The organism is Candidatus Neomarinimicrobiota bacterium, assembly GCA_021734025.1.
Taxonomy (GTDB): domain Bacteria; phylum Fidelibacterota; class JAANXI01; order JAANXI01; family JAANXI01; genus JAANXI01.
In genome coordinates this window covers 1-12,877 of the sequence record JAIPJS010000020.1, presented here as the reverse complement: position 1 = coordinate 12,877, position 12,877 = coordinate 1, and the positions used below count along the sequence as shown (strand labels likewise).

The 12,877-nt window shown below is 49.4% G+C and carries 11 protein-coding genes; all 11 read right to left on the bottom strand.

Features of this window, described 5'->3' with window-relative positions; all coding sequences use genetic code 11:
• Nucleotides 1-171 precede the first annotated feature (171 nt).
• Nucleotides 172-738 carry a TlpA family protein disulfide reductase gene (locus tag K9N57_15390; protein MCF7805567.1) on the bottom strand — a complete coding sequence of 189 codons (567 nt, stop codon included), beginning with the start codon at nt 736-738 and terminating at the stop codon, nt 172-174.
• Nucleotides 739-778: 40 nt separating this feature from the next.
• Nucleotides 779-2,563 (bottom strand): protein-disulfide reductase DsbD, encoded by a 1,785-nt coding sequence (gene dsbD / locus K9N57_15385; GenBank protein MCF7805566.1) that lies wholly within the window; start codon nt 2,561-2,563, stop codon nt 779-781.
• A gap of 87 nt (nt 2,564-2,650) precedes the next feature.
• On the bottom strand, nt 2,651-3,568 hold the full coding sequence (locus tag K9N57_15380) for a patatin-like phospholipase family protein (protein ID MCF7805565.1): 918 nt from the start codon (nt 3,566-3,568) through the stop codon (nt 2,651-2,653).
• 5 nt (nt 3,569-3,573) lie between these two features.
• Entirely contained in the window at nt 3,574-4,284 is a 711-nt protein-coding gene (locus K9N57_15375; GenBank protein MCF7805564.1) for a peptidylprolyl isomerase, read from the bottom strand.
• A 56-nt stretch (nt 4,285-4,340) separates the two neighbouring features.
• Nucleotides 4,341-5,132, bottom strand: coding sequence for an MBL fold metallo-hydrolase (locus K9N57_15370; protein MCF7805563.1), 792 nt, complete (start codon nt 5,130-5,132; stop codon nt 4,341-4,343).
• Nucleotides 5,133-5,135: 3 nt separating this feature from the next.
• Nucleotides 5,136-5,729 carry an orotate phosphoribosyltransferase gene (gene pyrE / locus K9N57_15365; protein ID MCF7805562.1) on the bottom strand — a complete coding sequence of 198 codons (594 nt, stop codon included), beginning with the start codon at nt 5,727-5,729 and terminating at the stop codon, nt 5,136-5,138.
• Nucleotides 5,722-6,552 (bottom strand): orotidine-5'-phosphate decarboxylase, encoded by an 831-nt coding sequence (gene pyrF, locus K9N57_15360; GenBank protein ID MCF7805561.1) that lies wholly within the window; start codon nt 6,550-6,552, stop codon nt 5,722-5,724. The genes pyrE and pyrF overlap by 8 nt, the downstream gene beginning before the upstream one ends.
• A gap of 576 nt (nt 6,553-7,128) precedes the next feature.
• Nucleotides 7,129-9,042 (bottom strand): sigma 54-interacting transcriptional regulator, encoded by a 1,914-nt coding sequence (locus K9N57_15355; protein ID MCF7805560.1) that lies wholly within the window; start codon nt 9,040-9,042, stop codon nt 7,129-7,131.
• The gene (ccsA, locus tag K9N57_15350; protein MCF7805559.1) at nt 9,042-9,860 is read right to left on the bottom strand and encodes a cytochrome c biogenesis protein CcsA; all 819 of its coding nucleotides are present in this window, start codon (nt 9,858-9,860) and stop codon (nt 9,042-9,044) included. The genes K9N57_15355 and ccsA overlap by 1 nt, the downstream gene beginning before the upstream one ends.
• A gap of 134 nt (nt 9,861-9,994) precedes the next feature.
• A complete protein-coding gene (locus K9N57_15345; protein MCF7805558.1) occupies nt 9,995-10,444 on the bottom strand; it encodes a dCTP deaminase in 450 nt (149 codons plus the stop codon).
• A gap of 661 nt (nt 10,445-11,105) precedes the next feature.
• Nucleotides 11,106-12,323 carry a dicarboxylate/amino acid:cation symporter gene (locus K9N57_15340; protein ID MCF7805557.1) on the bottom strand — a complete coding sequence of 406 codons (1,218 nt, stop codon included), beginning with the start codon at nt 12,321-12,323 and terminating at the stop codon, nt 11,106-11,108.
• Nucleotides 12,324-12,877 lie beyond the last annotated feature (554 nt).

Sequence of the window (12,877 nt, the reverse complement as noted above, 5' to 3'; positions counted from 1 at the left end):
GATATCGCTATCTTAACCCCAGAGACTATTTCACCAGATCCCTCCACTCGTCCGGCAGTTGCCGGACTCGGTCGGGATGACTCACTATTATTCCTCATGAAAACACAAAGCGCTGCCAGTCATCGATGGCTGATAGCGCCCCAAAAACCTCGAAAGAAATAATTTCCGGCGCTACATCACCGACTGAATCTCCTGCCAGAGCTGATCTGCGGTTTTAATGCCCACGTAACGATCCTGCACCTTGCCGTCCGGGCCGATGATAAAGGTGGTCGGAATGGCACTCACACCGCCGTACACCTGGGTCAGTTTCGCCAGATACTTGGAATCGCCCGTTAACACCGGATAATTCATATTCATGTTTTCTGCGAATTTCTGAATCTCCTCCGTGGTTCCGCTCTGCAGGGTCACTCCAAGTATAACGAACTTTTCCGGATTTTTGGTTTCGGTCAGCTTCACAAAATCCGGGATCTCCTTGCGGCACGGCGGACACCAGGTAGCCCAGAAATTCAGCACGACCACCTTGCCGCGATAATCATCCAATTGCACTGTTTTACCATCAATGGTCTGCAGTTGGAAGTTGGGTGCCTCCGGCTTGACATCGGCGTTTGGCTTGTATGAGATAGCCTCTTGGGAATCCAGGCTTACTCCGGACTGGGCACTGGAGTAGGTCCCGATAAAAGCCACACCGCCTGCAATAACCATTGCCAGTAGAACAAGAAATACCTTTTTATAATTCATAAATTGATTTCCTCTCATGGTCAGTTTCTATCATATTTGCTTATATTTCATTCATACGTTCCAGAAATTGTTCCGCTGATTCAAACCCTGTCAGCCGAAGTGACTCCACTTCCCTACCATCTTCGTTTAAAAATACGATCGAGGGCACACCCCGGATATCGTATTTCTGTTTCAACTGTTGCACTTCCGGTGCATTGTTTTGAGTGAGGTCCGCCTTCAATGTTACAAATCGCTCAGCCTCTTCCACCACCGCAGGATTGCTGAAAGTAAAGTTATCCAACTCCTTACACGGGATGCACCAGTCAGCGTAAAAGTCGATGATGACGGGTCTGTTCTGGCTGGCAGCCTGGTCCAGTTTTTCCTGGGAATATTTTTGCCATTCGATCTCTACCTCCGGGCCTTTGCTGGGAATCACCACCCAGATTGCGAATGCCAGAAAGAGTAGTCCAATGACCGGTTTGACGATTTTGAACGCCCTGGAATCCGACCGGCTCCAGGTAATAGCCCCCAGGTAGATTGCACCGGCAAGCGCGTTCACGCCGTGCAGAATCCGGTAGAGCGTACCGGACATCACCGGTTCGAGGAAATAGATCGCCATCCCAATGAGGATAAATCCGAATACATACCTGACCCAGACCATCCACTGGCCGGATTTGGGAAGTTTCTGCATCAGTCCGGAGAACGTCCCCAGCACCAGATACGGCAGTCCCAATCCCAGACTCAGGACAAAGAACATGGTGAAACCGAGTGCCGGATTGCCAATGTCACCGACAAAAATTACCAAACTCAAAACAAACGGCCCGATACAGGGCGCGGCGATGATGCCAACGGTCAGCCCCATAAACAGCGATCCGAACAATCCCTGGCGCGATTTCCCGCCAATAGACGCCAGACTCTGGGGTACGGTTATCTCAAACGCGCCGAACATGCTGGACGCCAACGCCACGAGAATTATTGCAATAAACCCGAGCACCCAGGGATTCTGCAGCGCCGCACCGATCATTTGTCCGGTGAGGGCAGCCACGGTACCCAGCAAAGAGTAGGTAATCGCCATTCCCAGAACGTAAAACAGCGCCAGGACAAAGGTATTCTTCAGGCTTTCCCCCTTGGCCTGCCCGCCGAAATAGCTGACAGTGATCGGTATCAGCGGATAGACACACGGGGTGAGATTCAGCGCAAGGCCACCGAGGAAGACCAGTAACAATGTGATGAACAATCCTTTTTCCTGCATCCAGGCACTGATTTCAGCATCGGTACCGGAAGACAAGCCACTTGATTCTATATCAGATTCGACACCGGTGAAAGCAGCCTGGTTGACCTCTTCAATTTGGGCGGAATCGGCAAATACCGGAATTGACGCAGTAAAATCCTTCTCTTGAGGAGGCAGACAGGAAGTATTATTACACGCCTGATATTGCAGAGTCCCTACAATATGCAGGCTGTCTGCGGTGAACGACTGATCCACGCTTACAGCCGTCACCAGGTTGACGGTTCCCTCATAGACGGCAACTTCGCTTTCGGAAAAATCAAAATTATACAGGTGCGCTTCCGGATAATAAACGCGGCCAGTTGTTATTCCATCCTCAGTTTGGAAGGACACCTCCGTCGGAATCAAAAAATCTTCCAGCGGTTCGTTGGAGTTAATGTGCCAGGTCTCCTCCACCTCAACCTGGAGCGCCAACTGGACGCTCTCACCGGTCACCGCGCCATTTTGTGCCCATTTCGGTTCAATCTGTACAATGTTCTCAGGGACATCAAACTGCGCAAAAAGTGTAATCGGCAGCAGCAGAAAAAGCGCCAATAATTTCCCGGTGATATTTCTCATTATTCCTACCATTTCGTACCCGTTTATTCTGTTTGGACTAAAATTATCTAATACTCAATTACTATGATGTGGTAATCATTACAATTGTTACAATTTTCCAATGAATCTCTGCCATATCCGCCTCCACCACGGTTTGCGTTGCCAGAGGACCGACTCCAATACCGGAAGAGCCGCTTCAGCGGCTTTCCGGCCGGCGGCTACAACCTCTGGCATCCGTGTAAAATCATTCCACTGGATCATCTCGGCATCGGGATAAATTTTGACATCGGCATCATTCATTTGACTAATTGAATAGTAGTGTGAGGTGATTTGTTCCGCACGAGTCATAATTTCGATGGCATTATCCAGACCGGTGCCGCTACGAATCGGTGGCGGGACGGCGACGCCGATTACCACCCTATCAGTCGATTGTCTGGCGTACTTTATCGGGACCGGGCAACTGATTCCCCCGTCGCTGAGGAGGTGTCCGTCGTAATCTATGGGAGCAATAAATCCCGGAATCGAAGAGCTGGCCTCAACAGCCTGGCGTAAGTCCCCCGTGGAAATCGGGACGTCTTCACCGTTGAGTATATCGGTGGCCAGAATGGTGATCGGTATTTGACACTCGCTGAAATCTTCGATATTGAGAAGTGTATTGATGGCATTCTTCAGCCGCTCAGATTTTATCAAAGATTTTCGACTCCGGGCAAGATTCACCGCCAGCCTGCCACGGATTTCCGAGGTTATCTGATCCCAGAAGCTGGCGTCCTGTTCCTCTTTTGCATTGATCCGCGGTATTCCAGTATGTTCATAGGCATCGCTCTCCAGGAATTCGAGAAACCGGTTTTCAACCTCATACGGGTCAAGCGTTTCGGCGTACATGGCTCCCACCACCGCGCCCATACTCGTTCCGGCAATAGTATCGATGGCGTACCCCGCTTCATGCAGCACCTGCAATACACCGATATGGGCAAATCCCCGGGCGCCACCCCCACCCAACGCTAAACCAATTCTGGTGTCCTCCATCCGATTCAAAGATCCACATTGTCGCGATCGGTGAAGTACACGTTTGTCATAATAGCTTTTTCGTTGGGATGGTCCCGCTCATCCGTGGGAAGATTCGCAATTTTATCAACAACGTCCATACCCTGGATAACCTCACCAAATACCGTGTACTGGTTATCCAAACCGGGATAGCCCCCTTTTTCAAGATACTTTTGTACGACCGAATCCGGATATTCGTAATCCAAGCGCATTTCGGCGTTGTAAATTTGATCTTCCGTCAACTTCGGATTCTGCACGATAAAAAACTGACTCCCGGCGCTGTTGGGATCCCGACTCCGGGCCATAGAAAGGCGACCCCGATAATGCGGTTTTCTGTTGAATTCCGCCGGAATGGAAAAGCCGGGACCTCCCGTGCCATCATTGGACGGGTTACCGTCACGGGAGAGAATATCACCACCCTGGATCATAAATCCCGGGATTACCCGGTGAAACCACGTGCCATCAAAGTACCCCTCCTGGGCCAGCATCTTGAAATTAGCGGTGTGCTTCGGCGCTACGTCAGGGAAAAACCGGATGACGATCGTCCCATGATTCGTTTCAATAACACCAACTTCGTTTTCGGCCACCTGCGGCCTTGGCGCATTTTTTACGACCTGCTTTATCGAATCAATCTGCGTCTGGTTCAACTCCGAAAATTCCGTCTCCTGCTCATCTCCGCAGGTCCAGAGCAACGCCATTCCAATAAATATCGTCAATACCAGTGTTATTCTTCGCGCATTCATACAGTCTCTCCTTATTCCAGAATGATTTCTTCAGATGGTGTATGTTGGGAGGCCACCCGGACTTCGATTTTTTGCCCGGCGGACTCTTCTACATGTTTCAAAACGGTGTCCCGTGCCAGGGCGGGCAGATTATTATTTTCGCTGAGATGGGCTAGGGTCACTTCTTCAATACCGGTTGATTCGACGATTTCGCCAATCAGCTGAGCGGAAACGGCGTTGGACAGGTGCCCGTACCGGCCACGCACCCGCTGCTTGGTCCGCCAGGGATACGGCCCGTTCATAAGCATTTTTTCATCGTGATTGGCTTCCACAACCAGCGCCTGAATATCTGACAGTCGCTGGCGCACTAATGTCGTAACCTGTCCCAAATCGGTAACGTATCCGAGTTTTGCCCCCGGACCAGCACCGTTTTGCTGTCGGAAGGTAAAGCCCACCGGCGAAACGGCATCATGTGGTTGCTGGAACGTATCGACCACTAAGTCTTCATACCGGAGTTCTTTCCCTTCAGTAAAAAATCGGATTTCTGTATTTTTCAGGCTCTTCTTTGCCGCGTTGTACGTTTGATGAGAGATGTATACCGGTGTCTTATATCGTCTGGCAAAGATACCTACGCCCTTTATATGGTCATTGTGCTCATGGCTGACAATGATACCGTTGATATCTTTGGGATCAATTTCCACCGATTCCAATCGTCGCACAACTTCCTTACCGCTGAACCCATTATCGACGAGAATGAGCGCTTTATCTGTCTGCACCACGCAGGCGTTACCCTTGCTTCCGCTCCCGAGAATTCGAAAACGCAACGTTTATTCCGTCCCTTGTTTTGATTTGCCGGTTCTGCCTCTGGTCGTCATTGGTATTCCCTGTTCACAAAGCGGACACTCATCCACCTGGTAGTTCTCTACCGCTGCGGTATAGAGCGCCGACCACTTCACTCCCGGATCAAACCGGCCATTACTGCGATCCACGATAATCCCGATGCCCTGGACTGTGGCACCGGTTTCTTTAACCACGTCACGCAATTCCAGCACCGAACCGCCTGTTGTGACAATATCTTCAACCAATAACACATTTTCATCCGACCGGATGTCAAACCCACGGCGAAAGGTAAGATTTTCCTCCACACGCTCGGCAAATACTGTCCTGACGTTAAAGCATCGGGCGACTTCATACGCCAGAAGGATCCCACCGACTGCAGCGCTGGCAACGACATCTACCTGATTGTCATTAAATTTTTGTGCGATTGCATCCGCGACCAACGCATTATATTTGGGGTTCTCCAGTAATCGGAATTTTTCGTAATAATGCGGGGAGTGCATTCCTGAGCTCAGCAGAAAATGCCCTTCCAGATAGGCTCCGGAATCTTTGAGTAGTTGTTCGATATCAAACTGCTTATTCATTGGAAAAGGTCCTGTTGATCAGAGTTGAATAATGGTATGCTGCTTCGCCGGCATCTTCTGCAAAATCCTTACCCGAACCGGCGTACAGAATTGCCCGGCTGATGGGAATCACCAATCCGTTCTCATCGTCAGTCAGGCCTGCCTCCAACACAGTTCTGAGATCACCACCCTGTGCTCCCACGCCCGGAGCGAGTATCGGCAGGGTGCCAGCGATCTTGCGTATTGCTCCCAGCGATTCGGCCTGCGTTGCGCCGACCACGAGACCGACGTTGTCTTTGGCATTCCATTCTACACACTTTTTTGCCACTGATTCGTACAACGTGTCTCCGGAGTTAAATTGTAACCGTTCAAAATCTGCGCTCCCGGGATTTGAGGTCAGGCAAAGTACAAATGCTCCACGAGTGGGATCCCGAATAAACGGCTCCACTGCATCGGCGCCCATGTATGGATTTACGGTAACCGCATCCATATTGAGAGTGTCGAAGGCCGCATACGCATATTGTTTTGCCGTGTTGCCGATGTCGCCGCGCTTCACATCATAGATGGCGAGGATATCATCCGGGATTTCACCTCGAAGTTTCTCCAGGATCTCAAATCCCCGGGCACCCAGTACTTCAAAAAAAGCGCTATTGATCTTGTAGGCACAAACAAACTCACTCGTCTGTGCAATAATTTCCGAGCAAAATGTATAGACGCCATCGGCATCTCTGGAAAGATGATCCGGGAGCTTGCGCAGATCGGGATCGAGCCCGACGCACAGCAGGCTGTCCTGCGTCTCCTGTGCCGTAATCAGTCGTCTGTTGAAAGGATGGTTGTTCGTCATAAAGTCCTATAAACTAAACTGATTCGACTTCAGAAGCAATGTTAAGTGCGCGGGGATTGGGAAGAATGATCTCCCGATTAAAGTCAGCGAAGCGGGTTTAAACGGGAGAAAAAGTGGTGAATTGTGTGGTATTAAGTATTACGTACTGCGTATTGCATAAAGGTTACTAGAAATTGGATGCTTGAAACGGGAATATGATATAGGGAATAACAGACTGGAGACTGAAGACCGGAGACGCGAGACCGGAAAGGCAACAACAAACCACGAACCACCAACATCTACCTGCTAAAGCCGGAACCACCTACAAGCATGGAGTTTTAGATTTGAATATGTGGAGACATGACGCAAGACACTATTGAAGAGTGGGAATGGAAGAGGTGAGAAGAAAATACCGGGAAGCGAACATCATCAGTCTGCTGCTTTCCTTTCTGCTTTCTCCGAATGATAGGAAGCGAGTAATTCACCGCGGTGAATAAGAGTATGTCAAGATTAAGTAAACGCAAACTATAACACTGTAACACCTTAACACGCCTTTCAACCTAAACTCCTGAATACCTGAACACTTGAACACTGCTGTTAACTCAGTCCGTACTTTTTCATCTTCCGCCACAGTGTCGTGCGTCCAATGCCGAGGATTTCCGCCACATCTTCATATTTTCCGTCGTACTCCCGCAGCAGGTTTGCAATGTGCTCCTGCTCGACTTCTTCCAGGGTACGTAAGTCCGGTGAGGAGTCAAATGAGTCATCTTTGGCCGTCGCAGGGATGCCTTCCGGCAGGTCGGTTTTCCGGATTTCGTCGCCCAGGGTTAAAGCGATAGCTCGTTCGATGACATTTTCCAATTCCCGTACATTGCCATCCCACCGATGGGAGTGCAGCACCTCATTGGCCTCCGCAGAAAGTCCGGTAACTTTTTTCCCCATCCGTTCGTTATACTTCCTGATGAAATGCCGTACCAATGGCAGAATATCATCTTTACGATGTCGAAGGGGCGGCAGTTCAATTTTTACGACGTTGATGCGATAGTAAAGGTCAGAGCGGAAGTTCCCCCTCTCAACCTGGACCTCAAGTTCCTGTCGTGTGGCGGTGATGATTCGCACATCGATAGCCTCCGGCTTATTGCTCCCCACCGGCGTGATTTCCCTCTCCTGCAATGCCCGGAGGAGTTTCACCTGAAATGATTGTGGCGTATCAGCAATTTCATCCAGGAAGACCGTACCGCCAGAGGCCTCTTTCAGGAGGCCGGTTCGGTCTGAATCTGCTCCGGTAAATGCCCCTTTTTTATGGCCGAATAGTTCGCTCTCCAGCAGGGTTTCCGGGATGGCGCCGCAATTCACCGGTACAAACGATCCGTTTCGACGCTGGCTCAAGTCGTGGATGGCTCTGGCGGCCATTTCTTTACCGGTGCCGGTTTCCCCCTGTATTAACACAGTAATATCAGTGGAGGCTACCCGACGGATCAGGTCAAACACTTGCTGCATCTCCCGGCTGGCACCAACCATTTCATGGAACTGGTATTTTCGATCGGACTGAAACCACTCATAAAATTTTGCAGCGGCCTCATTCAGTACCGGATTTAATCTGTCCAGCGCCTGCTGCCTTCGATCCCGGGCACGACTCAGGGCTTCCTCCATTTCCTCTCTAGAATAGAGAAATACTGCCTGGGACCGGATAAATTCTGACTCTATTGAGTCTCTATCCTCCCAGTTGAATATCAGAAGATGCCGCTGCCGGCGATTCCTGAGGTTTTCCTGAACGAGCGCATCCGTAATTACCGACTCCTGATGTCGGGCATTCAAAATAATCACATCGGAATTTTTAAGTACGTTCCGGCAACCATCTTTTGGGACAGGGATATATCCGGTTGTATTATTAACCTGGCGGGTTGCGCCTCTTCCCGACTCAACGAAGTATAACTGGTTTATCTTCCGATTACTCCAAAATCGAAGAAATTCATCGTCTTCGGCATGTTCACCAAGTATTGTCACCTTCGCATCTCCGGTATCCTCCATAATTTTTCCGGCCAAATCATAGGAAAGATACGCGGGAATCACCGCTCCGGCAGACAGCTCGGTGGTTTCGCGAGCTTCCTCAGCGAAGCCGGAAGTTTCAGTCCACAACTTCCGGAACACTGGTCCAATCAGCTCGGCTTTCAGACACTCCGAAAAATGGTATTCAAGCCCCTGCTGAAGGGAACGGTCTCCAATCAGAGAAGTCCCTTTACCTAAGACATCCCAATAGAATTGCTGAATCGCGGGTAATCCCGACAATCCGGAGTCCAGCCGGGCTTTTTCATCCCCGGGAAGTCCGGACCTAACCTCCCTGTCCACCTTTACATCCCGCTGCACCGTATAGAGATGATATGTTTCCCCATACGGAAACACGAGGGCTTCGGAGAGCAGATTATTATCAATGAGCCCACTCAGGTGGTTCCACAGGCTATTCGGAATGTGGGATTCCGATACAGTCACCATGTAAAACCGAAGTTGCATCAAAAAGTGTGAATCGTAGAAGTAAAATTAGTTACGATAAAGAATGAAATGAGGACAACAACGAATCCGATGATGCTGAGGTTGGCCGTCCGCTGTCCCCGCCAGCCGAAGAACAAGTAGCTCACCGCAAAATAACAGTAGATCAGCCAGTTCAGGAAGACAACCGTCAATTTGGGATCCCATTCCCAGAAAAACCCCCATGCGGTTCCGGCGTTCATCATGCCCAACCCTATCCCCATGGTCAGAAATACCAGGCCGATCAGCACGGAACGAACATTCAGTTTATCCAGGAATTCCAGTGACGGCAGCCTTGAGTAGAACAGTCCGAACCGGTGTCCGTGAATATCATTGAACAACAGCAGATACATGAGTGCGGCGATAAATCCCAGCGTAAATCCGGCATAACCAAACAGCATAGAGACCACATGTATCTCGAACATCACGTTTTGCAGGCTTTCTGCCAGGGGGTGGGTATAATCTATAACTAATACGCTGATCGTCTGTACCAGGGCCACCACGCCCATCACGAACACGCCAAATTCCTGTTCTTGCAACAGATATTGCTGCACCAGGTACATAATGGTCAGAATCCAGACGAATGCCGTGGCTGCCTCCGCAAATTGCGCCAGGGGGAGGTTCCCGCGCCGGAGGGTAAATAAAACCAGCATCAGCGTCTGCGAAATGAGCCCAAGCCACACGCCCAGTGTTGCAATACGCGCCGTACGGGAATCTCTGGAACGAAAGTACCGCCAGAACTGGATGAGACTAATCCAGTAGCAACCCAATGAGACGATGTGCAGTACGGCGATAGCAGACATAAGATTCCTGAGTTAGTGGCGGATTGAATAGTGCAACAGCAATTTACGAGGCCGGCGTATTTCCCGCAAGATGTTAGTCGGAATGAGGGGTATCTCTGTTTATCCCAGAGATAGATTTAGCGGGTAAAGATGTATCAGAGCAACCGGACTTCGGACAACCGGGCATTTTCCTTAATGCCAATACCTGCTTCACCGACGTAAATATGCGTACTGAGTGGATTCCGAGTCCTGGTGATGACTTCCGTGGGATGGATGACACCATTTTTTCGTACTTTTTCCCAGGTCTGAAGCAGCATTCCGGTGTCATCCGGCATCTCCACGCCTTCATTGAACTGAATCCGATATGAGCCTTCTCCGAGTTCCCACCAACCGTACTTATCATCTTCATTGCGGACTTCGGGAACAATCCATTCCACTTCCGCCTCGGTGTATTCCGAGCCCCCGAAATCCAGGGCCCCCGGTTCGGTCAAACGTCCTATCTGGTTTACAGTGAGAAATGCAACGTTTCGGTCTTCGGGAAATTGCGTCTCTTCGTGGATAATGTTCTGCAGAATATCTTTAAGGGTAGTATTATTCCGTGCCATGGCAGACCTCCTTTTGCCACGTTTGTCTTATACTTGTGGTAAAATACAGGTTAGCATGGAGTTTCTCTACCTGTTAACGGCAGTGTTATCGTGTATAGTGTTATAGTGTTACCGTGTTATAGTTAGGACTGTTGTGTGTTCCGGGTCCCCAGTCCTGTGTCGCTTGTGTCTTGTCCCCTTCATTTGATCAGATTCATAATCTGGCTATTGATGGAGTCAAAACCGGTTTAACGAGTGCATTTTTTGTCGTTAGTTGTTGTTACGTGTTATTCGCATATATATTCGGCTTTAAATTTTTCTCTCTTTGCGCTCTGGCACCTAGGCCACAAAATTTAGCGTATAAAAAAAACGGGTCCGGCGAAAACCGGACCCGTCAAATTCTACAGCCATGGCGACTTACGGGTAACAGAACCCTGTTTTTACGGTGGGTGCTTCCCGGTGCACTTCAAACTTCCTTTACCCTCCCGATAAATCGGGAGAGAAGGCCTGCTTTCCACGCCCGGAGGGTAGCTCCCTCATGTTCGTTTGATGGTTCTGTTTTTCGGCACCATAACTGCAGAAATAAATACCGAAAACTATTCTATTTTCTCAAAGAGCGTTAATAATATAGAAGATCCGTCAACCACATCGCAAGAGATGATTGGATTTTTGTTGAAAAAAATTACGATTTCCCTGCACCCGCTGACTCCACACGATTAACCGCATTTTCTGTTGCAGCGATAGTTCTGGCGCCTACCGAATCGCCCCATACGTTCACTGTGGTTCGCACCATATCCAGGATGCGATCAACGGCCGTAATCAGTCCGATACCCTCCAGCGGCAGGTTCACCTGGTTTAGTACGATGATCATAGTTATCAGCCCGGCGGACGGAATTCCCGCGGCGCCGATGGCGGCCAGCGTGGCCGTCACAATAATCAGGAGCTGTTGTGCGAAGGTCAGATCGATGCCATACACCTGGGCGATAAATATCGCCGCCACTGCCTCATACAATGCTGTCCCGTCCATGTTGATGGTGGCTCCCAGGGTAAGTACAAAGCTCGATACGGTGTTATCAACTCCGGCATTCTTTTCGATAGACTCCATCGTTACCGGTAGTGTTGCCGAGCTGCTGGAGGTGCTGAACGCCGTGGCCAGTGCCGATGACATATCTTTGGCAAACTGGAACGGATTCCCTTTTCCAATAATTTTTAATATCAATGGTAAAATGACGAACCCGTGGATCAATAATCCAATCAGTACCGTGGCCATGTATTTTGCCAGATCAATGATAACGTCTCCGCCTGTTTCGGCGACAATTACCGCCATCAGGGCAAAAACACCATATGGAGCCAATTCCATAATCCAGTGAGTCAATTTCATCATCACCGCGTTCAGCGAGTCGAAAAAACTGACCAGGGGCTTGGCCTTTTTTCCGATAGTTGTGAGTACTACGCCGATGAGAATGGAGAAAAAGATGATAGGTAGCATGTCCATGTTAACCACTGCCTCGAAGGGATTCGCCGGAACGATGCCCATCAGCGTATCGATGAGCGACGGCGGCGCGGCCTCCGGAGACTTTTCCAGCGTCAGGTTTACCCCTACTCCCGGTTGCATCACGTTCACCATAATAATCCCGATGACGACTGCAAGGCCGGTGGTCGAAAGATAGTATAATACCGTCTTTCCGCCCAACCGCCCCAATTTCCGTACATCACCGATTTCGGCGACGCCCATAATAACTGACGCAATAATCAGCGGGACAATGATCATCTTCAACAGTTTGATGAACAGCTGCCCGATGGGATCCAGAAATAAGATTGAATCACCGAAAATGAATCCGACGAAAAACCCCAAAATAATTCCGAGGAAAATCTTCGTAGAGAGTGAAAGTTTAGGCATGTATATACCGCCAGTGTTAGAGTGTTATCGTGCTACAGTGCTAAGGTGTTACCGTGTAACAGTTGAGTGGCTCCCAATTTTAACCATCTACGTAATCTTAATCATCCTTTAAGTGTTCGGGTGTTCCTCAAAGGGGTCCTTTGAGGCAGGTAGCAAAAGTGTTACTGTGTTACTGTGTTATAGTGTTATCGTTAAAATATTACGTATTGCGTATTACGTAGAAGAGGTCAAAACTGTGCTTTAAATCTTATCGGTTTCCTCCATTCTAAGAAAGAAGGGGAAAATTGTTCGTAGTTCATCGTTTGTTTATCCAGCAAATTCCCGCCCTTCGGCTTTATACGTAATACGCAGTGCGCAATCCTTCCTATTATACCTTAGTAAACCCGTTGTGTGGAACTAGGCCAAGGCATGTTTCACCTGATTGAGCGGGCGTTTTTTGACACATTTATTCACGTATTGGAGCAGGGTAAACGCCGTCACTTTGGCTAACACCCGCGTGGCCACGCCCGCAAAGGTTTTGGCATAATTCCGTTGAATCAGAAATTGATCGCAGA

Excerpts from the sequence above, each read along its gene's own strand:
- K9N57_15345 (MCF7805558.1), bottom strand. The coding sequence starts at position 10,444 with ATGGCACGGAATAATACTACCCTTAAAGATATTCTGCAGAACATTATC.
- K9N57_15380 (MCF7805565.1), bottom strand. The coding sequence starts at position 3,568 with ATGGAGGACACCAGAATTGGTTTAGCGTTGGGTGGGGGTGGCGCCCGG.
- ccsA (MCF7805559.1), bottom strand. The coding sequence starts at position 9,860 with ATGTCTGCTATCGCCGTACTGCACATCGTCTCATTGGGTTGCTACTGG.
- K9N57_15355 (MCF7805560.1), bottom strand. The coding sequence starts at position 9,042 with ATGCAACTTCGGTTTTACATGGTGACTGTATCGGAATCCCACATTCCG.
- dsbD (MCF7805566.1), bottom strand. The coding sequence starts at position 2,563 with ATGAGAAATATCACCGGGAAATTATTGGCGCTTTTTCTGCTGCTGCCG.
- K9N57_15340 (MCF7805557.1), bottom strand. The coding sequence starts at position 12,323 with ATGCCTAAACTTTCACTCTCTACGAAGATTTTCCTCGGAATTATTTTG.
- pyrE (MCF7805562.1), bottom strand. The coding sequence starts at position 5,729 with ATGAATAAGCAGTTTGATATCGAACAACTACTCAAAGATTCCGGAGCC.
- K9N57_15375 (MCF7805564.1), bottom strand. The coding sequence starts at position 4,284 with ATGGCGTTGCTCTGGACCTGCGGAGATGAGCAGGAGACGGAATTTTCG.
- pyrF (MCF7805561.1), bottom strand. The coding sequence starts at position 6,552 with ATGACGAACAACCATCCTTTCAACAGACGACTGATTACGGCACAGGAG.
- K9N57_15390 (MCF7805567.1), bottom strand. The coding sequence starts at position 738 with ATGAATTATAAAAAGGTATTTCTTGTTCTACTGGCAATGGTTATTGCA.